The 21,637-nt window shown below is 59.0% G+C and carries 20 protein-coding genes; 8 read left to right on the top strand and 12 right to left on the bottom strand.

The features are described 5' to 3' along the window. The 4 genes from CLR77_RS09765 to CLR77_RS09780 form a co-directional block, all read right to left on the bottom strand. Positions 1–1,104, bottom strand: a complete 1,104-nt coding sequence (locus CLR77_RS09765; RefSeq protein WP_097460425.1) for a TRAP transporter substrate-binding protein — start codon at positions 1,102–1,104, stop codon at positions 1–3. Positions 1,105–1,233: 129 nt separating this feature from the next. Beyond that, complete coding sequence (locus CLR77_RS09770; RefSeq protein ID WP_097460426.1) at positions 1,234–2,556, bottom strand: TRAP transporter large permease; 1,323 nt, start codon at positions 2,554–2,556, stop codon at positions 1,234–1,236. Further along, positions 2,553–3,116 (bottom strand): TRAP transporter small permease subunit, encoded by a 564-nt coding sequence (locus CLR77_RS09775; protein ID WP_097460427.1) that lies wholly within the window; start codon positions 3,114–3,116, stop codon positions 2,553–2,555. The genes CLR77_RS09770 and CLR77_RS09775 overlap by 4 nt, the downstream gene beginning before the upstream one ends. 518 nt (positions 3,117–3,634) lie before the next feature. Continuing rightward, positions 3,635–4,966, bottom strand: a complete 1,332-nt coding sequence (locus tag CLR77_RS09780) for a cytochrome-c peroxidase (RefSeq protein ID WP_097460428.1) — start codon at positions 4,964–4,966, stop codon at positions 3,635–3,637. Between the two features lie 281 nt (positions 4,967–5,247). Here CLR77_RS09780 and CLR77_RS09785 point away from each other — a divergent pair, with 281 nt between their 5' ends. Together CLR77_RS09785 and CLR77_RS09790 are read left to right on the top strand one after the other, a co-directional pair. After that, positions 5,248–5,709, top strand: coding sequence for a hypothetical protein (locus CLR77_RS09785; protein ID WP_143269390.1), 462 nt, complete (start codon positions 5,248–5,250; stop codon positions 5,707–5,709). A gap of 88 nt (positions 5,710–5,797) precedes the next feature. Further along, entirely contained in the window at positions 5,798–6,055 is a 258-nt protein-coding gene (locus CLR77_RS09790; protein ID WP_097460430.1) for a YciI family protein, read from the top strand. On the opposite strand, the gene CLR77_RS09795 is transcribed toward CLR77_RS09790, so the two are convergent. After that, positions 6,056–8,005 (bottom strand): methyl-accepting chemotaxis protein, encoded by a 1,950-nt coding sequence (locus CLR77_RS09795; protein WP_097460431.1) that lies wholly within the window; start codon positions 8,003–8,005, stop codon positions 6,056–6,058. A 128-nt stretch (positions 8,006–8,133) separates the two neighbouring features. On the opposite strand from CLR77_RS09795, the gene CLR77_RS09800 reads away from it, so the two are divergent. Then, entirely contained in the window at positions 8,134–9,270 is a 1,137-nt protein-coding gene (locus CLR77_RS09800; RefSeq protein ID WP_097460432.1) for a PQQ-dependent sugar dehydrogenase, read from the top strand. Here CLR77_RS09800 and CLR77_RS09805 read toward each other — a convergent pair. Together CLR77_RS09805 and CLR77_RS09810 are read right to left on the bottom strand one after the other, a co-directional pair. After that, on the bottom strand, positions 9,264–9,746 hold the full coding sequence (locus CLR77_RS09805; RefSeq protein WP_097460433.1) for an Mpo1 family 2-hydroxy fatty acid dioxygenase: 483 nt from the start codon (positions 9,744–9,746) through the stop codon (positions 9,264–9,266). The two genes, CLR77_RS09800 and CLR77_RS09805, sit on opposite strands and share 7 nt — an antisense overlap. 87 nt (positions 9,747–9,833) lie before the next feature. Next, a complete protein-coding gene (locus CLR77_RS09810; RefSeq protein ID WP_097460434.1) occupies positions 9,834–10,598 on the bottom strand; it encodes an AraC family transcriptional regulator in 765 nt (254 codons plus the stop codon). Positions 10,599–10,861: 263 nt separating this feature from the next. Here CLR77_RS09810 and CLR77_RS09815 point away from each other — a divergent pair, with 263 nt between their 5' ends. Continuing rightward, positions 10,862–12,643 carry a GGDEF domain-containing protein gene (locus CLR77_RS09815; protein ID WP_097460435.1) on the top strand — a complete coding sequence of 594 codons (1,782 nt, stop codon included), beginning with the start codon at positions 10,862–10,864 and terminating at the stop codon, positions 12,641–12,643. Between the two features lie 11 nt (positions 12,644–12,654). On the opposite strand, the gene CLR77_RS09820 is transcribed toward CLR77_RS09815, so the two are convergent. Then, complete coding sequence (locus CLR77_RS09820) at positions 12,655–12,966, bottom strand: YXWGXW repeat-containing protein (protein ID WP_097460436.1); 312 nt, start codon at positions 12,964–12,966, stop codon at positions 12,655–12,657. Positions 12,967–13,175: 209 nt separating this feature from the next. On the opposite strand from CLR77_RS09820, the gene CLR77_RS09825 reads away from it, so the two are divergent. After that, on the top strand, positions 13,176–14,438 hold the full coding sequence (locus CLR77_RS09825; RefSeq protein WP_097460437.1) for an MgtC/SapB family protein: 1,263 nt from the start codon (positions 13,176–13,178) through the stop codon (positions 14,436–14,438). Here CLR77_RS09825 and CLR77_RS09830 read toward each other — a convergent pair. Together CLR77_RS09830 and CLR77_RS09835 are read right to left on the bottom strand one after the other, a co-directional pair. Next, entirely contained in the window at positions 14,435–14,938 is a 504-nt protein-coding gene (locus CLR77_RS09830) for a GNAT family N-acetyltransferase (RefSeq protein ID WP_097460438.1), read from the bottom strand. The genes CLR77_RS09825 and CLR77_RS09830 overlap by 4 nt on opposite strands. A 2-nt stretch (positions 14,939–14,940) precedes the next feature. After that, positions 14,941–15,405 carry a carboxymuconolactone decarboxylase family protein gene (locus tag CLR77_RS09835; protein ID WP_097460439.1) on the bottom strand — a complete coding sequence of 155 codons (465 nt, stop codon included), beginning with the start codon at positions 15,403–15,405 and terminating at the stop codon, positions 14,941–14,943. A gap of 142 nt (positions 15,406–15,547) precedes the next feature. On the opposite strand from CLR77_RS09835, the gene pdxR reads away from it, so the two are divergent. Further along, the gene (gene pdxR / locus CLR77_RS09840) at positions 15,548–17,011 is read left to right on the top strand and encodes a MocR-like pyridoxine biosynthesis transcription factor PdxR (RefSeq protein WP_198962722.1); all 1,464 of its coding nucleotides are present in this window, start codon (positions 15,548–15,550) and stop codon (positions 17,009–17,011) included. A gap of 79 nt (positions 17,012–17,090) precedes the next feature. Beyond that, positions 17,091–18,119 (top strand): FAD:protein FMN transferase, encoded by a 1,029-nt coding sequence (locus CLR77_RS09845; protein WP_097460440.1) that lies wholly within the window; start codon positions 17,091–17,093, stop codon positions 18,117–18,119. Positions 18,120–18,130: 11 nt separating this feature from the next. Here the strand turns inward: CLR77_RS09845 and CLR77_RS09850 are convergent, their stop codons facing one another. Next, positions 18,131–19,042, bottom strand: a complete 912-nt coding sequence (locus CLR77_RS09850) for a LysR substrate-binding domain-containing protein (RefSeq protein WP_097460441.1) — start codon at positions 19,040–19,042, stop codon at positions 18,131–18,133. A 120-nt stretch (positions 19,043–19,162) separates the two neighbouring features. Between CLR77_RS09850 and CLR77_RS09855 the strand changes: the two genes are divergently transcribed. After that, on the top strand, positions 19,163–20,365 hold the full coding sequence (locus CLR77_RS09855; RefSeq protein WP_158227162.1) for an MFS transporter: 1,203 nt from the start codon (positions 19,163–19,165) through the stop codon (positions 20,363–20,365). Positions 20,366–20,369: 4 nt separating this feature from the next. Here CLR77_RS09855 and CLR77_RS09860 read toward each other — a convergent pair whose 3' ends face one another. Beyond that, on the bottom strand, positions 20,370–21,599 hold the full coding sequence (locus CLR77_RS09860; RefSeq protein WP_097460443.1) for an MFS transporter: 1,230 nt from the start codon (positions 21,597–21,599) through the stop codon (positions 20,370–20,372). Between the last annotated feature and the right edge of the window lie 38 nt (positions 21,600–21,637).

The following is a 21,637-nucleotide window of genomic DNA, read 5'->3' on the forward strand; positions in this document are numbered from 1 at the left end:
TTAGAGCTTGTCCTGCGATACCGTCGGGAACGCGAACTTGGCAAAGCCTTGCTCGGCCACGTTAAACCAGGCGTACTCCATATCGCGGAATTTCTTCCACGGGGTGTAGACCTTGTTCCACGTCTTGTCTTTCGACGCCAGATCTTCGTAGATCGCGAAGGCGTTTTTCTGTGCCTCGGTCATGATGTCGTCGCTGAAGGTATGCAACTTGACACCTTTGGCCAACAGGCGAGCCAGTGCTGGCGGGTTAACGGCATCGTAGTGGGCGATCATACGCAGGTTGGCCTCAGCCGATGCCGTATGCAGTGCCTGTTGGTATTCCTTGGGCAGCTTGTCATAGGCTTTGCGGTTGAAGTAAACCGACAACTGGGCGTTGGGCTCCCACCAGCTCGGTGCGTAATAGTTCTTCGCAACCTGATAGAAACCAAGCTTCTCGTCGTCGTAAGGACCGACCCACTCGGTGGCGTCGATAACACCACGCTCCAGTGCCGGGTAGATTTCCGGCGCCGCCAGCGTCTGTACGTTAACGCCCATGGTGGCCATAACCTTACCGCCGAAGCCCGGGATACGCATCTTGATGCCTTTCAGGGCTGCAAGATTCGGGACTTCCTTGCGGAACCAGCCACCCATCTGACAGGTGGTGTTACCGCCGGGCAGGGAGATGATGCCGAAGTCTGAGAAAACTTCCTTGTTGACCAGCTCGTTACCGCCGCCATGATACATCCAGGCGTTTTGCTGACGGGTATTGAAACCGAACGGCAGCGTGGTATCGAAGGCCAGGGAAGGGTTTTTGCCGATGTAGTAGTAGGAAGCCGTATGGCCAGCTTCCACGGTGCCTTGCTGGACCGCGTCGAATACCTGCAGGCCGCCAACCAGTTCACCCGCCGCGTAGGTGCGGATCTGGAACTTGCCGCCAGTCAGTTCGCTAACACGATCAGCGATCAACTTGGCACCGCTGAAGATGGTGTCCAGGCTGGTCGGCCAGCTTGCTGCCATGCGCCAGCGAACCGTAGGGGTTGCTGCAGCAACGTAGGGAGCTGCAGTTACAGCAGCGCCTGCTGCCGCACCGACGGTGGCCTTGGTGATAAAGTCACGACGTTTCATCCAGGTTCTCCTTTCTTGTTGTAGTCGCCAGGTCTGGGACCTGGCGCCGATTACGTTTGGGAGTGCTCGTTTTTCTCTGTGTTTTCTAGCGGTTGTGACACTGTCTGAACGTTTACATTACCCTGAGTTTTACCCGCCCAGCAAATGCACCAGGCTCGGGAAGAATATCACCAGCCCCAAGCCGATGATCTGTATGCCGATAAAGGGCATAACTCCCCGATAAATCTGACCGGTTCTGACACTCGCCGGTGTGACCCCTCGTAAGTAGAACAGAGAGAAGCCGAACGGTGGCGTCAGGAAGGATGTCTGCAGGTTCATGCCGATCATGACGCCGAACCAGACCATATCGATTCCCAGGTGCACGGCGGCAGGCGCCAGCAGGGGCAGCACGATGAAGGCGATCTCGAAGAAGTCGATGAAGAACCCCAGAATAAAGATCACCAGGTTCGAGACGATCAGGAACCCGACTTCACCGCCGGGCAGGTTGGTCAGGAAGCTATCGACCCACAAATCGCCATTGAAGCCGCGGAACACAAGGCTGAAGGCCCGTGAACCGACCAGGATAAACATGACCATGGCGGTCAGTTTGGTGGTCGTATCCATGGTGCCGAGCATGGACTTCAGGTCCAGGCGGCGATTGACTGCGGCGAGGATAATGGCGCCGACGGCGCCAAAGGCACCCGCTTCCGTCGGTGTTGCAATCCCGGCAAAGATGGAACCCAGCACCAGCAGAATCAACACCAGCGGCGGGATCATTACGAGGCCAACGCGACGCAGCAGCTCACGCTTGTCGGCAATGCGGTCTTCGATCGGTAATGCCGGTGCTGCCATCGGTTTGAACTTGGCAACAGCCAGCGCGTAGATGGCATACATCGCCGCCAGTGCGACGCCCGGCAGCAGGGAACCCATGAACAGGTTGCCGACGGATACGCCCAACTGGTCACCCAGGACGATCAGCACCACGCTGGGTGGGATCACCTGCCCCAGGGTCCCCGAGGCGGCAATAATGCCGGTCGAGAGTTCCTTGGAGTAGCCATAGCGGAGCATGACCGGAAGGGAGATCATACCCATCGCAACGACGGTCGCACCGACAACGCCGGTAGCGGCAGCCAGCAGGGTACCGACGATTACAACGGAGAGGGCGAGGCCGCCCCGCAGCGGGCCGAAGAGCTGTCCCATGGTCTTGAGCAGGTCTTCGGCCAATCCGGATCGTTCAAGCATTGTCCCCATAAATATGAAATAGGGCACTGCCAACAGGGTGAAGTTGCCCATCACCGAGAAGATGCGTTGCGGCAGTGCCTGCATCAGGTTGATGTCGAACATATCCATGTGAATGCCGAGGGGCAGGAACAGCAATGACGTTCCAGCCAGGGCAAAAGCTACCGGGTAGCCGCTGAAAATCAGTACCAGCGCTACCAGGAACATCACGCCACCAATCCAGTCTCCGCTCATAACCCCTCCATACTGTCGGTCTTGTCGGGAGTCATGCTTTCGAGGTGGCCGGTGATCACGCCAACGGCTTTGATCAGCTGGGATATACCCTGAAGAATGAGCATTGCGAAGGCGACGGGGACAACCGTTTTAATGGGATAGCGTGCCAGCCCCGAAGGGTCGGATGACATCTCGTGGATCTTCCAGGAGAAGGCGACCCAGTCCCACGACAGCCAGAGCACGAGGATGCAGAACGGCAGCAGGAACAACAGTGTGCCCAGCAGATCGATCCAGGCTTTGCCTTTGGTGGAAAGACGGGAGTAGAGAATATCCACGCGAACGTGGGCATCGTGGCGAAGGGTGTAGGAGGCACCCAACATGAAGATGGCACCGAACAGGTACCACTGTAATTCCAGATAGGCATTGGAGCTGAGATTGCGTCCAATCAGATTGCCGAGGTATCGGGCTGAGGCGTTGTAGACGCCGATCAAAACCATCAGCAGGGCGAGCCACTGCATGAGCTGACCCAACTTTTGATTGAGCCAGTCGATACCACCAGCCAGTTTAAGCAGGTGGGGCATGCCGGTTCTCCGTCTTGTCTTATTGTATAAGCACGGTGTTTTATTGTGATGAAGCAATATTGCGTGTTAATCGAAGGAAAATAGCACAGATTGAGGCAAACGTGAGGGCAATTCGACCAAGATCGATACTGCTCGGATTATACGGCTCAAAGTATCGCCGTACTTTTCACCAAAGATGCCTGCTTTTTCACCGACTAAGCGGCTTCAGCGTTGAAGATTAAGGGTTTTGCCCCGATCTGGTGCACTAGGATGGCTGGAATTATTTTCGGGTCCGTTAACAAGATGTGACCGGTCGAACAGGAAAGGCCACCCGGGAACGGGTGGCCTCCTAACCGGATCAGGGACAGCGCTTAGCGCTGACCAAGGCATTCCTCCAGGCTAAGCGATAGCCAGGTCTGACGATTCACGAGGTCAGTCCTTGTGAAAATCTCGTTAAGGGGCCTGATCACTGGCCCCGAGTTTGTTAGCTGGCTTTCTGATTTTTCCTCGGTAATGTTTCACCGGCATTGCAGAGACGGTCAGCCGTGTCCGGCTCGATAGGGGTTACCGGGCTTGTAGCCGTCGGTCAGGGTTTTCAGGAAGGCGATGACGTCCTTGATTTCCTTGTCGGTCAGCGCTGGCGCCTCTCCGGGGTGGCGATCGAAAGGCGCGTCCTGGGTATCTACGTTCTTCCAGTATTGGTGCGGAATGTCATTGTATTTCAGTATGTTGCCCTTAGTATCTTTCGGATAGATATCTCCGGGATTGGTTTCCCGGTGGGCATAGAACTCCAGGACCTGGTGCAGGTTGTGATAGACGCCGTTATGGAAGAACGCCTTGCGGGTCGCCACATTGCGTAGGGAGGGGGTCAGGAACATGCCGCAATACTGAGGCTGGTCCTTCAGATCCTTCCGGATGGGCCCGCAGAGGCCGAGATCGTAATAGTCAGGGGCGGCATTGGCCCTGATCTCGGGGTTGCGGGGAACGGCCAGGGCTTCATATTCGTAGTCGGTAAACATCGGCGGCTTACCGCTGGCGGTTTTCTTGTCCAGGTGACAGGCCGCGCAGTTACCCTTGTTCTTGTCCTCGAACAGCTTGAGGCCAGCCTGTTCCTGGGGCGAAAGCGTCGCTTTCCCGTTGAGGTAGTAGTCGTATTTGCTGTTATAGGGGTGGAAGGCCCGCTCTTCCTGCTGATAGCGACCGACGGCGAACATGGCCTTGGCTACCAGCTCCCTGTCGTGTTTCAGGATATTGGGCCCGGCCAGTTCCACGAAGTAGTGGGCATACGGCGCCGTGCGCAGTTTCTCTGCGGCAACGGCGACATTCTTTACGGCCATCTCAAAGGGACTGAACAGGGGGCCGCTTGCCTGGCTTTGGAAGGTGTTGGCCCGACCATCCCAAAACAGGCCGCCATGGGGAACCGGTGGGAGTGTGGCGGGGGGTGCCTCCGCGATTTTATCGGTGTGCGGGTGGGATTTCGCCTGGTTCGCCATCTTCACGATGTTGACGCCGTCCATACCTTCCGGCTCGGGTCCGATGCTGAATCCCGGGCTGCGATACAGGTATTCCAGCGAGGGTACGGCGCGCAGGCCCTGGCGATTATGGTCGGGACCGCCGAGCTGAACGGAAAGGGCGTTGGCCGGACCGAAGTTGTGTGCCGGGCTGTGGCAACTGGCACAGGACATGGTGCCGGACGCCGATAATCTCGGGTCATAGAAAACCTGCTTGCCGAGCTGTGCCATCAGGCTCATCTGGGGTCTTTCGCTGGCGGCTGCGGGGGGGATCTGGTGCACCGCGATGCGGACGATGGCAACGGTTAGCAGCAGGGCGGCGCTTATGATCGGCAACAGGTATCGGCGACGTAGGGACATGTCGGAGAAACTCGGTATCGGTTTTGAGGCAGCGATAAGGGCTGCGGAAAAGGGTCGTTTGCCGGGGCGCGTGTTGCAGTCTCGGCTGGTTCGAAAGAGTGCAGGACCTATATGACGATTGTGAGACAGGAGCACCCTTGTTCACCTGAATTCCAAGGGCTGATCCGACCGCAAGGGGCGGCTATTCCCGTCTCCGCGACGGTGTTAAGGTGTTGTTCGACATTGTTGTCCTACATCGTGGTTCGATATCAAAGTGGTAGATGCATAGGGTGCTTTGAGTCATGAGTTTTCGAGTTCGAGAGGTGGGGGGGTGTCGCGGCATGGCGGTAAGGTTGTCCTCGGTCGGCCTGTCGTTGCTGTTGGCGGCGACCGCTGGTTGCGCCAGCCTCCAGGGAACGCCTTCGCCAGCGGTTGCCAAGCAGCACAATCAGCGGGCGATGGCCGCGTTCGATCAGTATATGGGGTGTATGCAGGCTGCGGCACAGCGTTATGCGCCCGCGCAGGCGACCGCCTTCGAGATTGCCGCCGCGGCCCAGGCCGACTGTCATGGGGCGTTTATCGCCTACAAGCATGGCTACGAGAAATATCTGCAGAGTCTCGTTTCGCCGGCGAGTGCCGATTTCGCCCGTAGCTCGGCCGACAAGCATGTTGAGGAATCCCGGCAGCAGGCGCGGGATCGCGTGGTGCAGATTGTTGTCGAAGCCCGATTACCCTCGCATAATTCCGCCCAGCCAAAGCCCTGAGCGCCGCCATGCACTCGGGATGGCTGGCCTGGCGTTTCAGCCTTACCTTTCAATGACTGCTACGACTTACGACTAAGGAAAAATTCGCATGCAACGTTATCTGGTGATGACTCTTCGGACACCCGATTTTCAAGCGTCGGCGATCGAACCGCATTACGCTTTCCTCGATCGGTTGCGTCAGGACGGGAAGCTTGAGTTGGCCGGTCCCTTCACCGATAAATCCGGCGGGGCCTACCTGATCCGTGCGAATGACATCAACGAGGCGAAGGCCATCGCGTTTTCAGATCCCGTGCATACCTCCGGCTCCTCCAAAGTCACGGTCTATGAGTGGGATGCCAAGGCCTGATTAAATGCGGAAGCGTCGCATCTCGGCGTTCAGCCGGTCGGACAGATCCTGCAACGCAGCGGCCGCTTCCGCACACTTGTTGACTTCGTGGGCGGTGGCCCGGGACAGTTCGGCGATTTCGGCAATATTACGGCTGATCTCTTCGGATGCCGTGGTTTGCTCTTCCGTTGCCGCTGCAACCTGATCGGTCACCTGATGGATGTTTTCTGAGGCGTTGGCGATGACCTGAAAGGCTTCGTTGACGCGGTTAGCAGATACCACACTGTTGTCGGTGATCGCTTTGCCCTGATTCATGGCCATCGTGGTACGTCGGGCACTTTCTTCCAGGTTGTCGATCTTCTCGCGGATGCTGGTCGTGGCCTCCTGCGCCTTGTGGGCCAGGTTGCGGACTTCATCGGCGACCACCGCGAACCCCCGACCTTGTTCCCCGGCTCGTGCCGCCTCAATGGAAGCATTGAGGGCGAGCAGGTTGGTTTGCTCGGAGATGTTGTGTATCTCGTCCAGCACGCTGCCGATTGAGGCGACATCATTGCCCAGGCCGGTGATGGCCGCAGAAGATTCCGCCATCGCCGCCGACATTTCGCTGATATGTGCCGTGGTTTCGCGCAGTAGAGTGCTGCCGTTTTCGGTAGCGTCACGGGTGCGCCGAGCGGCGTCGGCGGCGTCGCTGGCGTTGCGGGCAATTTCCTGTACGGTACTGCCCATTTGCTGGGCCGCGGTGGCGACCAGGTCGGCTTTGTGCTGTTGCTGGTGGGATTGGTCTGCGCTGACTCTGACGGCGGCGAGGACATCCTTGGTGCGGGAATCCAGGGCGTTTGCCACATCCAATATGTCCCGGGTCATGGACTGCAGTTGCGCAATGAAGGTGTTGAAGCCCTGGGCCAGCTTGCCCAGTTCATCCTCACTGATGACCTCGAGGCGCCGGGTCAGGTCGCCCCCATTTGAGCCGATCTCCGTCAGCGTGTCCGCCACCACGCGAATCGGTTTGACCATACGGTTGGCCACCAGAATCAGCATCATCACCACCACTACGGCGAGGGCGATGGCGATGGATGCCATTTCGACGCCGAAGCGGGAAACGGAGGAAAAGAGTTCCTTCTCTGGTATCTCTGCAATCAGGTGCCCATTGACTGTCGGTGCAGGCAAACTGGCGACCACCCATTTCTGGCCGTTGATCCGGGTGATCACACTGACGAAACCTGTGTTGCCCGTCAGCTTGTCGGCGATGTCGCTGAAGCCGCGCAGGCTGGCAATTGCCTTGCCCGTCATCTGGCTATGCGGGCTCAGCAGTACCTGGTTGTTGTGATTCAGCAGCATCACAAAACCGCTTTTGCCGATACGGTAGCCGGTAATTTTCGAGATGAGCGTGTTCAGCGAACGACCGATGCCCGCCACGGCCACGCGTTTGCCGTCGACAGATACAATATAGTTGCAGAACAGTGTCGCTTTACCGCTGTCTTCTGAAACATCCAGGTCGAGACTGAAGGCGCGTTGACTATCCATAAACTGGTAAAACCAGCCGTCCTGCGGTTTATCCTTCGACAGCGTACGTTTCAGCCCGCTGGGCTCGTAGTAATGACCACTGGCGTCTGCGACGAGAAAGGCGCTGTCTGCGTCGCCCATCGCCTGAACTTCCTGTAATTGCCTCTTGAGCGCTTCGATCCCGCTATCGGGCTCCCCTTGTTTCAGCCAGCTGTGAATATAGGCATTGTGGGCCAGCGATTGGGATAAGGTCAGCGTTTTGCTCAGGTCGAGCTGAATTTCGTCTCGCACATAGCTGAGCATCGAGGGCAGTTCCTGTTCTTCCACCCGGTGCTCAAGCAGGTTGCGCATAAACAGGTTGTTGAGAAAGGTCGACAAAAGGAGCGCGATAATGAGAAGGATGCCGACGGAGAGACTGATTTTGTGCGCGATCTTCAGGCGTTTTAGCATGACAGTAGCGACCAGCATGTCAGGGCTGTCTTTTAAACATAGCAGTAATAGCGCGAGGTGTTCAGGCCTTTAGCGCCTTCCACGTCAGCACCTCCAGGTGCACAATAGTCGGGCGTGTACTTCCTCCGTTAACGAGGTGCAGGACCATGGCGAGGAATCACTGGCTGTATCGGCTTGCCCTTTATCCGTTTCTCGGACTGATCTTTAGCGGCGCGGCGTGGGCGGCGAGCCCGCTGGATCGCTTGGTAATGCCTCCGGGATTTCATATTGCGGTCTATGCGGAAGTCCCGGGTGCTCGGTCCATGGCCCTCGATACAGCAACCGGCGTTGTCTATGTCGGAACCCGTCATCGCCGGCTCTACGCGGTCTTGCCCGGAGACTCATCGGCCAAGGCGGGTGCGGTCGTAACCCTCAGGGACGACCTGGATGTCCCCAATGGCGTCGCTGTGCATCAGGGATACCTCTACGTGGCGGAGCAGCCGCGTATCGTTCGTTTCCCCTTGCCGAAGACGCCACCAGACACCTACTGGTCGGCGACGCCCCAGGTCGTCTACGGGTCCTTGCCGGACAAGGCGCACCATGGGTGGCGGTATATGGCATTCGGACCCGACGGCAAGTTGTATGTGACGGTCGGCTCACCGTGCAATATCTGTAGCGATCACGGGGTGGAGGGAACCATTCTGCGAATGAACAGCGATGGCTCGGCCGTTGAGGTTTTCGCCAGCGGCATTCGGAATTCCGTCGGGATGGATTTTCAACCGGGTACGAATACCCTGTTCTTCACGGACAATGGGACCGACATGATGGGGGACGACGTACCTCCGGATGAACTGAACGCTGCGCCGGTCGCCGGACTCTTTTTCGGTTTTCCGTACTATGCCGGCGGTCATGCACGTTTCAAAGGATGGGATCAGCAGACACCCCCTCAGACGCCAACCTTCCCGGTGGTGGATTTTCATGCCCATACCGCCAGTCTGGGCATTCGCTTCTACACCGGCCGTCAGTTCCCGGAAGCATACCGTCACGATGCCTTTGTCGCCCAGCACGGCTCCTGGAACCGGTCGGTGCCGATAGGATACCGAATCATGCGGATACAGTTCGATGCGGACGGAAAGGTTGTCGGCAAGCGTGTGTTTGTGTCGGGATGGTTGCAGAAGGGACAGGCCTGGGGGCGCCCCGTCGACATACTGCAAATGCCGGATGGGGCGCTTCTGGTATCGGACGACTACGCAGGACGGATTTACCGTATTAGCTACGGCACCGGTGCGTCCGGCAATCAGTAGTGGATCCCGAAACGTTTATAGAGGGGCGCAAGCGTCCAGGCGGGACCGATCAGCAGGAACTGCAGGTCTTCGAAGAATGAGGGTTTCTTGCCTTCGATCTTGTGGCCCACGAACTGACCGATCCAGGCGACAACGAAAACGATGACGGAGAGGCTGAGGATGCTGATGCCGGCCTGCTCCAGAACCCCAAGCAGGGCCAGGAACGCAAGGCTCATGGTTGCCATGCCGAGACTCAGCGCCCAGGACAGGCGAACGTAATAGACCAGCCCCAGGATGAAGACCAGGCTTGCAATATTGGTGTAGCCGATGCCACCGATGCTCAGGCTGTGTCGCAGCGTATCCGGAAGCGGAATCGACCAGAGCAGGCCATAGACGGTGAAAACGATGGTCGGCACACAGATCTTGTGGATGCGGATGTTGGCTGGGTTTTGATGACTTTCCCCGTAGTGTTCGAGCAGCGCGTCGATCCGTTTCATGGTGATCTCCCGTTAGCGGTCTTGTTATTAGTGCTGACAGTTTACGTGCAGACCCGGGGTAGGCGCTTGAACAAATCTGCTATGGGTTCAGGTGTCCGGGGAAAGCCAAATGCGCATCCGGCCGAGCTCGGAGGGCGCCACGCCAAAGGTGCTGTGGAAACGGCGGCTCATGTGGGCGAGATCGGCAAAGCCGCTGCCGTGGGCTGCCTCGGTCACACTGGCCCCCTGGGCCAAAATCCTCACGGCGTTCAGGAGTTGCTGCCAGATACGGTACCGGCTGGGCGACAGGCCGGTTTGTTGACTGAACAGGTGCGTAAAGCGGCTGGATGACAGTCCGACGGAGCGCGCCAGATCTTCCGTGCGACGGCCTTCCGGCGCCTGGGCGAGATGGGATAGTGCCTGACGGATCCTGACATCGAAATGCGGTGCCCTCTCGAAACCCGGAAGCCAGGCTGCCTGCCATTGCTGTGCAATGGTCTCTGCCTGATGTATGTCTATCGGCGCAGCAGGGATATTACACAGTGCTTCCGTCAGTGAGGCGGGCAGGGGCTCGTGAGCCGGGTCGTTCGCTGCGCGCCAGAGGTCCAGGTGGCGTTGGCCGGGGTCGATAAACAGGTGCGCCAGCTGAGCTCCCCGGGCTTCGAGGCGATGTCTTTCGCCTGGCCAGAACAGGGCCTGACGCCGGGACTCGACGCCCGTGGCGGTTTCGACCGTAAAGGGCTGGTTCAGGGCCACTGTCATTTGCAGGGCGAAATGATCGTGCATCACGGAATCGATGGCGGGGCCGATGATAAGGGCATGCCCGTGCCAAAGGTAAAGGCATCCGAAGGGCGGGTGCGGGGCTGTCGGCATACCGTGTTGCCTCAATCGGCCGGGGAAGGGCCGTCAGTCTGTTGGGATTCCGCCCGTCATGCTGTCATCGCAATGCCGGATTATGGGCTTGCTGGATGACTGGCAGGACGTTCTTTACAAAAGAACCAGGGCCGTTTGTCGTTGTTTTGGTGCTGTTTTTCAAGCATGGACGTTACACGTTGAAACATAAAATGTGAGGGGGTTCAAAAAACTGTCAAAAAACCTTCTTACTCTGTCGCCACAACCTGAAGAAGTGGAGCCTCATGTTCGCAATCGACGCCATACACGGCATTATCGATGACGAAGCCGTCTCGACTTGGTTCCAGCCCATCGTCCACGCCCGCAACGGCGATATCATGGCCTACGAGGCCCTCTCCCGTGGTCCTTCGAATAGCCCGCTTCATGCGCCGTTGATCATGATCGAAGCCGCCGAACGTGTCGGCCGGCTGGGAGACCTGGAGCAGGCCTGCGTTCGTGCTGCGGTCTCCAATTTCTGCGCACAGGGGCTGCAGGGGCGCCTGTTTCTCAATGTCGGGCCGGAAAGCCTGCTCGATCCCCAGTTCCAGAACGGTCACACGCGAGCCTTGCTGGAGAAGTATGGCATGCGCAGTGAACAGATCGTCATCGAGCTGACCGAGCATCGTCCCCTGAGCGATATCGAGTTGGTGAAGGATGCGATCCGTCATTTCAAATCCCTGGGTTTTGCCATCGCGCTGGATGATCTTGGTGCGGGCTATGCTTCGTTGCAATTGTGGTCGGAGCTGCATCCGGATTTCGTCAAGATAGACCGCCACTTCATCACCCGGATCGACGAGGACCCCGTCAAGCGGGAGTTCGTTCGTTCCATTATCGAGATTGCTCGCACGCTGAATTGCCAGGTGATTGCCGAAGGTATTGAAACTGCCGGGGAATATGCCGCGTTACGCGGTCTCGGTGTCGATTTTCTGCAAGGCTACTTTATCGAGCGACCGCTACCGCAACCACCATTGCAGATTCCCGCCGAGCGCCTGGCCAAGGTGCTGAATCCCGAATACCGTCATGACCATTCCGTCGGTATCCTTTGTGTCGAGCGGGAACCGGTCGCCCTGGGAACGCCGGTACTCGACATCGCTGCCCGTTTTCGCGATGCACCGGTAATGAATGCCCTGGCGGTGGTGGAGGGCGATCGCCCGGTCGGTATCGTCTATCGGCACAAGTTGCTGGATGTGTTGAGCCGGCCCTATGCGCTGGACCTGTTCGCCAAGAAAACCGTTGAGCGGGTGATGGAGAAGGCGCCGTTGATCGTAGAGTCGGACTGGCGGCTGGACCAGGTAAGTCGTCTCGTGACGGCACGGGCGCGGCTTTACCGGGAGGATGATTTCCTGATTGTCGATCATGGCCGATACCGGGGTATGGGGCAGGTGATCGATCTACTCAAGCATATTACCGAGATGCAGATGCAGACGGCGCGCCATGCGAACCCGCTGACGTTGCTGCCGGGTACCATCCCCCTGCACGAAGTGCTGGATCAGCTGTTGGTCGGTACGGATCCCTTTGTCGTCTGTTACTTCGACCTGAATCATTTCAAACCCTATAACGACGTCTACGGTTATGCGCGGGGGGATGAGGTCCTGTTGCATATGGCGCGCATGCTACGCCAATCGCTGGTCGACGAATGCGAGTTCCTGGCGCATGTGGGTGGGGATGACTTTATCGGGGTTTATCGCCGGCAGGACTGGCGTGACAGGGTGGAATCCCTGGTCATGGATTTCGCCGATGCCGCCGCTTCCTTCTACAGCGAATCGCAGCGTCAGGCCGGCGGTTTCTGGGCCACTGATCGCTATGGTGAAAAACGTTTTCACCCGCTCCTCTCACTGGCGGCAGGGGGGTTGGAGGTGACGCCGGGCGATTATGACAAGGCGGCGGACTTGGCCGCCGTGCTCAGTGGAGTGAAGCGGGCCGCGAAACGCGTCGCGACCGGCAGTGTGGTGGTCTGGAATGCCTCTTCGCTAGATCAGGCGGCAACCGTCGAGACAGGTACCGCGCTGATCGAACCTTTGTCCTGAGGTCGGCGGGGCTAGTGCCAGCGTCCCGGAACCCATACCCAGCCATGGCGTTCATGTCGCCAGACGCCGGGAGCCCAGCGGCTATGTCCTTGTGGCGGGCGCGCCCAGTGACCGTCATGCCAGACCCAGTTGTTGTATTGGCGGGACCAGTAACCATCGATCCAGACGAACTCAATCGACGGTTGCGGCGGCCTGACGACAATCCGCGCAGGCGGCGGCGCCACGGTGACATAACCCGGGTAAGGGTAGGCGGGTCCGATGGTACAACCGGACAGTCCCGTCAGGCTCAACGCCAGGACTGCCCCGAGAATCGATGTCTTCAATGCGATGACTCCTGAAAGCCCACGGATGGGGGATCGTGCGTGCCCAATGGTTTCAGATTGGCACCCCCCGGGGGGAAATGCCTTGACCCTGATCAGGATATCGCTGCGGTTTTTTTGACAAGACTCCTGTCGCTGTATTTATTCTCAATATGACCCCTGATGTGAGACGCTTAGCGTTTCCCTTGCTTCGATAAGGCGCCAGAACCCTCATGCTGCATTTCCCTGCGGTGCCCCCGCTGTTGAGCGAGTTTGCGTTGACTTTGGCGCTCAGTTTTCTTGTGGGCCTTGAATACCACACCTATCGCAGAGCCAATAATCGGGATCTGGGGTTGGGCACGACGCGAACCTTCAGCCTGGTGGGTGTGGTAGGGCTGGCGCTGTTCAGTCTGGATCCCAGTCACCTCCTTTATGCCTTGGGCCTCGCCATTGTCGGACTGCTGACGGCCCTTTACTACTGGCAGCGTGCCAGGCAGGAGCAATACACGCTACTGGCTCCCCTGTTGCTCGTTTCCACCTACTTGATCGGCCCGGCGACCATTGCGTTGCCCATCTGGTTCGTTGTGGCGATGGTGGTTCTGATCCTGGTGTTATTGGGGGAGAAAATGTCGATCCGGCGTTTCTCCGACACTTTCCACAGTGCGGAAATGGTCACGCTGGCCAAGTTCCTGTTGCTGGCGGGCGTGATTCTGCCGCTACTGCCAAGCCGGCCGGTCGCTCCCATGGTGCAAGTGACCTACTACCAGGTGTGGATTGCGCTGTTGGTGGTGTCCGGCATTTCCTACCTGAGCTATCTCGCGCAGACCTACCTGTTCCCCCAGCGGGGCTATCAGCTCACCGGGTTATTGGGGGGGCTCTATTCCAGCACGGCGGCGTCCGTGGTGCTGGCCCGGCGGGCGCATGAAGTGCCGAAAGGCATGGGGGTCGTCGACGTCAATCAGGGACTGGTCCTGGCGACGGCCATGATGTATCTGCGCCTCCTGGTGATCGTCGCCATGCTGGGGCATTGGGATGCCGCCCGGGCGCTGGCGTTGCCGTTTGGGGTTTTCGTGCTGCTGTCTCTGCTGGTCGTTGCGGCACTGCCCCGGCTGCTCCCAGGGCGGAACGGCGAAGGAGTGGTGGCAGCTCATGCGCCGATCACCCATCCCCTGGAAATGTCGACGGCGGTACTCTTCGCGCTGCTGTTCGTGTTTTTTGCGGCGCTGTCACAGTTCGTTATTGCCCACTACGGCTCGGCGGGCCTGCATGTCCTTTCGGTGTTGGTGGGGTTGACCGATATCGATCCGTTTATCCTGTCGTTGCTGGCCGGGAAGTTCCAGGTGGCCACGAACGAGGTGGTCGCTGCCATTATTCTTGCGTCTGGCAGCAACAACCTGCTTAAGGCCTTGTACATCCTGAGCTTGGGGCGTCGCCGGGACCTCTGGCCGAGCATTGTCTGGCTATCGCTGCTTTTTGTCGGCTCCCTGTTGGTCTAGTTCGTCTCGACGCGGCCCCGGCTGTCGCTGAACCTTACGGAAGCTGAGGGGTCCAGAGAGAGCTGGTAGTGGTAAAACTGCTCGTCGCGTTGCCATCCCAGCTGTTCGTACAGGCGCTGAGCATTGTTGTTGGTGACCTGTGTCGACAGTGACAGCCTTATCGCCCCTTGCCGCGAGGCAAATCCCCGGGCGGCGGTCAGTAGTTTTTTTGCGATACCGCCACGACGTGCTTCCGGTGCAACGAACAGGTCGTTGAGGACATACACCGGCGCCAGGCTGATTGACGAGAAGCTGGGGTACAGTTGGGTAAATCCCACCGCCGCCGCATTCTCCTGCCGGGCCACGAGTATGATGGACTCCTGTCGGCGCAGCCGCTCGTTCAGGAAGTGACGAGCGCTGTCAGGCGCTGCCGGCATGCCGTAAAACTGACGGTAGGCATCGAATAGCCGCGTGATATCCCCAATGTCTTCGAGGGTGGCTCTGCTGATTTGGCAGGGCATGGTTATTCCTCGTCGGCAGATGTGTTGGCGGACACGGGTGGTATCAACTGAAAGGCCACGCCAAACCGGTTCCAGGCATTGATGTGCGCGATAGCCAGGGTGAGGTTGGTGAGCTCCTCCTCTGAGAACTGCGCGCGGGCATCCGCATAGAGGGTGTCGGCAACGCCGTCGCCCAGTGCCGTGAGGGCTTCGGTCCAGGCCAGTGCGGCCTTTTCCCTCGGTGTAAACGCATTGGTGTCGCGCCAGGCGGCGACCAGCATCAGGCGATCCACAGATTCCCCCAACTGGCGCGCGGCCTGGGCGTGCATATTCAGGCAGAAGGCGCAGCCGTTGATTTGGGAGGCGCGAATCTTGACCAGTTCCTGCAGACTTTTTTCCAGGCCGCACTGACTAACGGCCTCCGACATTGCCAGCATTGAAGCATAGGCCTTGGGTGATGAACGGTGAAGTTCCAGTCTGGGTTCCATAGAGATGTCCTTGTAATGAGTGCTCGTCGTGAGGGCTTGTCATGGGCGCTCGGTCGCCGGGTGGCCGTTACGCGAGGTTGACGTGAACCTCACTTTAGGGCTAATTGGTCTTATCAAATAGAACCAAAAATGGAGGTTTTGAGTGGACCAATCTGGAGTCCTCTCACCAGGCTGGACGATCGGCGGACTCGACCGTTCGGATGCACGGCCGCTGTCCCAACAGATGCAGGCCAGAATTCGCGACGCGATTGTCAAAGGAGTCCTGGTGCCGGGAGAACGTCTGCCGTCATCCCGGGCGCTGGCCAGCCAGTTGGGTGTGGCGCGGGGAACCGTGGAGTCCGTCTACAGTCAATTGGTGGGTGAGGGTTTCCTGGTTCGCTGGGGGGCTGCGGGGACCCGGGTCAATCCGCAGCTGCAGGCGGTGGATCTTGGACATCTTCAGCGGGAAAAAGTACCGGCCGAACAGGCTTCGCAACGGGCAACCGGAAGTGGCTTGGCTGAGGGTGTTCGGCCGCTATCGATTGGTGTGCCTGCCCTGGATATTTTCCCGCGAAAGCTCTGGTCGCGGTTGATGGCCCGGGAGGCCCGGCACCTGGCAAGTGGTGATATGGCCTATCCGGACGAACGTGGAGCACTGGAACTCCGTGAACAGCTGGCCAGCTATCTGGCAGTGGCGCGGGGCATTCTCTGCCGACCGGACCAGATTCTGATCACGGCGGGCTTCCTGGGTGCGATGGGCCTGATGTTGCGATCCCTGCTGCAGCCCGGCGACCCGGTCTGGATCGAAGATCCCGGTTACTTTCGTGTCGGGCAGGCGTTGGATCTTGTGGGCGCGAAGCCGGTCCCTGTGCCGGTCGACGAGGATGGCCTTTGCGTTGAAGCGGCCATCGATCGTTGTCCTGAAGCGCGCATGGCGATCATTACACCGGCAAACCAGGCGCCGTTAGGGGCTTCATTGTCGCTGGCGCGCCGGCTGGAATTGCTCGATTGGTCCCGTCAGACCGGTGCCTGGATCATCGAAGACGATTACGACAGCGAGTTCCGTTATGCCGGTAAGCCGCTGGCAGCGCTGAAAAGTCTCGATCGGGACGAACGGGTTTTCTATGTGGGAACCTTCAGCAAAGTGCTTTTCCCGCGTTTGCGGCTTGGATATCTGGTCGTGCCGGAGCCCTGGGTTGAGCGTCTCCGCTGGACGGCGCGCCTGACGGCGCCTGCCAGCGGTCTGGTGGAGCAGCGGTCGGTGGCAACCTTTATGGCAGAAGGCCATTTCGGACGTCATATCCGCCGTATGCGGCAGGCCTATGCGCATCGCCGGAGTGCGCTGATCGAGGCGCTACAACGCCATACCGCGGAGGAATTGAATGTGCAGGTGCCTGAGGGCGGTATGCAGATTGTCGGTTGGCTGAAGTCGCCGATAGACGAGTCAGCCCTTGGCGCCTGTTTGCGTGAGCAGGATCTGGGCGCGGAGTCGTTGCGCCGTTGGGTGCGAGGGAATCCCCGTTCCCAAGCCCTGTTACTTGGCTTTGTCACGGTTCCCGTGGAGGAGACAGAGGCTGTCGCCCAGCGTCTCGCGGTGGCACTGAAGCGGGCGCGGGCAGTGTCTTGAGCTCCTCCCGACTTGCCGAATCATCCGCGGGCCGTTAGTCTGCGCCGGGCTTTACGTCGATCGCTACGGGATATATTTCATGTCAATGTTGCGCGCTTTGTTCGCTATCGCTGCCATCGTTCTCCTGGCCGGTTGCAGTCAGCCGCCCAAAATCGTGGGTCTGCAGGGGCATGCGGAGGGCACCACCTACCATATCCGTTGGTGGAGCCAGAAGCCTGTCGATATGGCGCAGATCAAACAGCAGATGCAGGTCGCGCTGGACCGGGTGGATCGGGAGATTTCCAACTACCGTGACGATTCCGACATCGAGCATTTCAACCGCAATCGGACGACGGATTGGCAGACCTTGCCGGCCGATGTGATTCAGTTGCTGGATATTGCCAAAACCGTTTACCACGATTCGCACGGCTGCTATGACCCGACCATCAAGCCGCTGTTCGATCTCTGGGGATTCCGGGCCGATAAGCTGCATGTGCCCTCCGCGGCGGAGATCGCGGCCACCAAGGCTGAGGTCGGCTTCGATCATGTCACCATCGATACGGCACACAGCCGTATTCGCAAGAGCCTGCCACAACTGGCAATCGACATGTCTTCCATGGGCGAGGGATACACCATCTGGCATCTGTCCAAGGTGCTGGAGGATGCCGGTGTCCATAACTATCTGGTGGAGTTCGGCGGGGACATGCTGGTGAAAGGGCACAAGCCCGGCGGCAAGCGTTGGAAAATCGCGATCGAACGGCCTCTGCCGGGGGACATGCAGGTCGAGAAAGTGGTCGCCATTCTGGCTGATAACGGGGTTTCAATTAATACATCAGGAACTTATCGGCACTTTTTCGACGAGGATGGACATGTCTACTCGCACATCCTCAATCCCCGTACCGGCGCGCCAGTGACCCATAATCTGGTATCCGCCACTGTCTTCGGTACCGATCCCCGGGTCAGTGACGCCTGGGCGACGGCCATGCTCTGTATGGGGCGCGACGAAGGGGGGCAGGTGGCGCAGGCGCAATCGCTGCCGGTATTCTTTATCCAGCAGGAAGGTAAGAAGTTGATAACCTCGGAAAGCCCGGCGCTGGAAAAATCGACCGCTGTCATGATTCAACGATAACGGCACAGCCTTCACCCCGGCTGGTCGTCGATGGCAGGCTCATGTCCCGCTAATCTGAGAAAGTTGCGGATCTTCGGACTGAGCCCCTGCTTGGCGTAGGCCAGGAAAATGTCTGAATGGGCTCCCTGGGCCTCTAAAGGGATATAGCGCACATGCGGAATCCGGATTTGTGCCATGGAGGCGGTTACCAGGGAAATTCCCAGCCCGGCTGCGACCAGTCCCAATACCGTTGGCATTTCCTCGGCTTCCTGCACGATGTTGGGTGTAAAACCTGCGGCATGACAGAGGGCGATCACCTGTGTCGGCAATCCCACCCCGAGATAACTCGCATAGTTGATGAAAGGCTCGTTCCGCAGGTCCGCCATGGCGATGCGGGAGCTCCCGGCCATCGGGTGACTCTCGTTGAGTGCGACCACCAACGGCTCGGACAGTAACCGGAACAGTGCGACGCCGCTTGCTGGGCCGAGATTGCGGTCGCCGCGCAGAAACCCGATGTCCAGCCGGCCATCCTGTAACTGCTCTATCTGCTGGTTGGAGGGCTGTTCCCGCAGGGTCAGCTGAACGTCCGGGTAGGTGCGCCGGAAGCGGTAGATAATGTTGGGCATGACCTCGGTAAACGGCAGGGAACCGGTAAAGCCGATATGAATTTCGCCGACTTCACCCTGAGCGGCGCGCTGGGCCTGGCGGACGGCCCGTTCGGTGTCCTCAAGGATGCGTTTTGCGGCCGGAAGGAAGGCCCGGCCGGCTTCGGTCAGTTCCACTTTCCGCCGGGTCCGTTCCAGCAACGACACTCCGATCTCGTCTTCGAGAGCCTTGATTTGCTGACTGAGCGGCGGCTGGGAGATATGCAGGCGTTGCGCCGCCTGCCCAAAGTGAAGCGTTTCCGCCAAGGTGACGAAGTAGCGTAGATGGCGTAATTCCATTGATATGTTTTCCGTATCACTGGGACTCTAAAAATATATTTCCCATATTTAAGCGTGATCGTTAAGGTAATGACAAGGGCTGCCGGTGAGTGTGCAGCTGTCTCTTTTCTGCGGATAAGTATGTCGATCGATAAGCGTCAACTGGCGGTGGGCGCCGCTGGTTTCTGTGCCTTCACGAATCTATACCCTGTTCAGGCGCTCCTGCCGGATCTAATGTCTTCCTTCCATGCCTCAGCGGCTGAAGTCGGCCTGACGGTTTCCGCTGGCACGGCGGCTGTGGCATTGACCGCGCCGTTCGCGGGTGCGATCTCCGACGCCCTGGGGCGGAAGCCCATCATTCTGAGCTGTCTTGCGGCTGTGGCCCTGGTGACACTTTCCACCGCACTTGCCACGTCCATCGACAGCCTGATCGTCTGGCGTTTTATCGTTGGACTGTTTATTCCGGGTATCTTCGCCACCGTCGTGGCTTATATCGGTGAGGAGTGGGATGCCAAGGGGGCTATAGAAACCACGGGCATCTACGTGTCGGGCACTATCCTGGGCGGCTTCTCCGGCCGCTTCATTGCCGGCATCGCAACCTATTATGGCGGTTGGCATGCCGCCTTTGTCGCACTCGGTGTCATGGATCTGATATTGGTGCCGCTGGTATGGCGTTGGCTGCCGCCCTCCAAGCACTTCCATCCGGGCCGGGGGCTGCGACCCGTGCTGCGTGCGATGCGAGGCCATATGACCAATCACCTGCTATTGAAGACCTTCATGGTCAGCTTCGGGATGCTGTTCTCCCTGGTGGGAATCTTCACTTATGTCAGTCTGCGGTTGGCCGGGGCTCCTTTCAATCTGGGGCCGGGTGTCATCGGCGGTATCTTCGTGGTTTACCTGTTGGGGGTGGTGGTGACGCCCTTTGGCGGACGTTTCGTCAATCGTTGGGGGCGTGCGCCCGTAGCCGTCGGCGGTGTGGTGACGGCGATCCTGGGGCTGTGCCTGACGCTGTTTCCCTATCTCTCCACGATGATTGTGGGCCTGGCGCTATTCTCGGCCGGACTCTTTGTCCTGCAGAGCATCGCCACCGGCTATGTGCCGCAGGTGGCGGAGGGCAGTCGTTCAGCGGCCGTCGGGCTCTATGTGACGGCCTACTACATCGGCGGAACCCTGGGCGGTGTCGTGCCGGCGCCCATCTGGGCACGTTATGGCTGGGGCGGTTGCGTGCTGATGATCGGTGTTGTGCTGGCCCTGATCGGTATCCTGGCCTACCGCCTTTGGTTCCGGGATCCCCACAGTCAACATATGCTCGCCGAGCGGCTGGCAGGGTTTGCCGGTAAGTAACGCATCACTCGGACAGGTTTCTGACCTTGTAGAGCGGTGGGAACAGGCGTATCCATAGAACGACGACCGCCAGGGTACCGATCCCGCCCAGCAGGACAGCGGGCACGGTACCAAACCAGCTGGCGGTTACTCCCGATTCGAATTCCCCCAATTGATTCGATGTCCCGATAAACACGGAATTAACTGCGTTCACCCGTCCGCGCATGGCATCGGGTGTTCGCAGCTGTATCAGCGACGAACGGATCACCACGCTGATCATGTCCGCCGCCCCCATGATTCCCAGGACCAGAAGTGAGAGTGGGAAGGACGTCGATACGGCAAACACGATGGTCATCAGGCCGAAAATGGCGACCGCCAGGAACATGATTCTGCCAAGGTTTTTCTCAATCGGGTAACGAGCCAACCAGACCGACATCAGCAGAGCGCCAATCGCCGGGGACGAGCGTAACAGCCCCAATCCCCAGGGGCCGGTGGACAGGATATCGTGCGCATATACCGGAAGCAGCGCCGTGGCGCCGCCCAGCAGGACGGCAAAAAGGTCGAGGGAAATGGCGCCGAGAATGACCGGTCGCTGACGAATAAAGGCAATGCCTGCGACCAGCGATTGCACACTGATCGGGGTCTTTTGCGGTACCTTGCGTTCCATACGGATCAGGGTCACCAGCAGGCCGGCCAAGAGGAAAGCGAGCGCGCTGCTGGCGTAAGTGTAATCGGCACCGGCCACATAGATCAGCCCACCCAGTGCCGGTCCGATGATGATCGCGGTCTGTGCGGCGGAACTGGAAAGGGCCAGGGCGCGGGGCAGCCAGCTTTCGGGTACCAGGTTGGGTGTCAGTGATTGCAAGGCTGGCGCCTCGAAGGAGCGGGCCGCGCCCATGACGGCCGCGATACTGAAAATCAGTGGTGTTGTGATCCATCCGTCGAGACTCGCCAGGGCGAGAAGCGCGGAGGCTATGCCTTCGATCAGCTGACAAAGTCCGGCGACCCTGCGCCGGTCGTAATGGTCGGCGACGTGGCCGGTCGCCAACACCAGGAGGATTCTCGGCAGGAACTGCGCCAAACCGACCAGCCCCAGGTCCAGCGTGCTGTGGGTCAGGGCATACACCTGCCAACCAATCGCGACGGTCTGGATCTGGTAGGCGATGGTGGTGAGGACCCTTGCGCCCCAGTAAAAGCGGAATGGCGGAAGTCGCAGCGGTGATTGTGGTGCACTATCTAGCGATGTGGAGGGCATACTGCTCTGGCAGGTTCGGAAGGGCTGAGGAAGTGGCC

Source organism: Mangrovitalea sediminis (assembly GCF_002514725.1).
In the GTDB taxonomy this organism is placed as follows: Bacteria; Pseudomonadota; Gammaproteobacteria; order Pseudomonadales; family Oleiphilaceae; genus Mangrovitalea; species Mangrovitalea sediminis.

Excerpts from the sequence above, each read along its gene's own strand:
- CLR77_RS09765 (WP_097460425.1), bottom strand. The coding sequence starts at position 1,104 with ATGAAACGTCGTGACTTTATCACCAAGGCCACCGTCGGTGCGGCAGCA.
- CLR77_RS09795 (WP_097460431.1), bottom strand. The coding sequence starts at position 8,005 with ATGCTGGTCGCTACTGTCATGCTAAAACGCCTGAAGATCGCGCACAAA.
- CLR77_RS09775 (WP_097460427.1), bottom strand. The coding sequence starts at position 3,116 with ATGCCCCACCTGCTTAAACTGGCTGGTGGTATCGACTGGCTCAATCAA.
- CLR77_RS09770 (WP_097460426.1), bottom strand. The coding sequence starts at position 2,556 with ATGAGCGGAGACTGGATTGGTGGCGTGATGTTCCTGGTAGCGCTGGTA.
- CLR77_RS09785 (WP_143269390.1), top strand. The coding sequence starts at position 5,248 with ATGAGTTTTCGAGTTCGAGAGGTGGGGGGGTGTCGCGGCATGGCGGTA.
- CLR77_RS09805 (WP_097460433.1), bottom strand. The coding sequence starts at position 9,746 with ATGAAACGGATCGACGCGCTGCTCGAACACTACGGGGAAAGTCATCAA.
- CLR77_RS09850 (WP_097460441.1), bottom strand. The coding sequence starts at position 19,042 with ATGGAATTACGCCATCTACGCTACTTCGTCACCTTGGCGGAAACGCTT.
- CLR77_RS09810 (WP_097460434.1), bottom strand. The coding sequence starts at position 10,598 with ATGCCGACAGCCCCGCACCCGCCCTTCGGATGCCTTTACCTTTGGCAC.
- CLR77_RS09855 (WP_158227162.1), top strand. The coding sequence starts at position 19,163 with ATGTCGATCGATAAGCGTCAACTGGCGGTGGGCGCCGCTGGTTTCTGT.
- CLR77_RS09790 (WP_097460430.1), top strand. The coding sequence starts at position 5,798 with ATGCAACGTTATCTGGTGATGACTCTTCGGACACCCGATTTTCAAGCG.
- CLR77_RS09825 (WP_097460437.1), top strand. The coding sequence starts at position 13,176 with ATGCTGCATTTCCCTGCGGTGCCCCCGCTGTTGAGCGAGTTTGCGTTG.
- CLR77_RS09845 (WP_097460440.1), top strand. The coding sequence starts at position 17,091 with ATGTCAATGTTGCGCGCTTTGTTCGCTATCGCTGCCATCGTTCTCCTG.
- CLR77_RS09780 (WP_097460428.1), bottom strand. The coding sequence starts at position 4,966 with ATGTCCCTACGTCGCCGATACCTGTTGCCGATCATAAGCGCCGCCCTG.
- CLR77_RS09800 (WP_097460432.1), top strand. The coding sequence starts at position 8,134 with ATGGCGAGGAATCACTGGCTGTATCGGCTTGCCCTTTATCCGTTTCTC.
- CLR77_RS09815 (WP_097460435.1), top strand. The coding sequence starts at position 10,862 with ATGTTCGCAATCGACGCCATACACGGCATTATCGATGACGAAGCCGTC.
- CLR77_RS09835 (WP_097460439.1), bottom strand. The coding sequence starts at position 15,405 with ATGGAACCCAGACTGGAACTTCACCGTTCATCACCCAAGGCCTATGCT.
- CLR77_RS09830 (WP_097460438.1), bottom strand. The coding sequence starts at position 14,938 with ATGCCCTGCCAAATCAGCAGAGCCACCCTCGAAGACATTGGGGATATC.
- CLR77_RS09860 (WP_097460443.1), bottom strand. The coding sequence starts at position 21,599 with ATGCCCTCCACATCGCTAGATAGTGCACCACAATCACCGCTGCGACTT.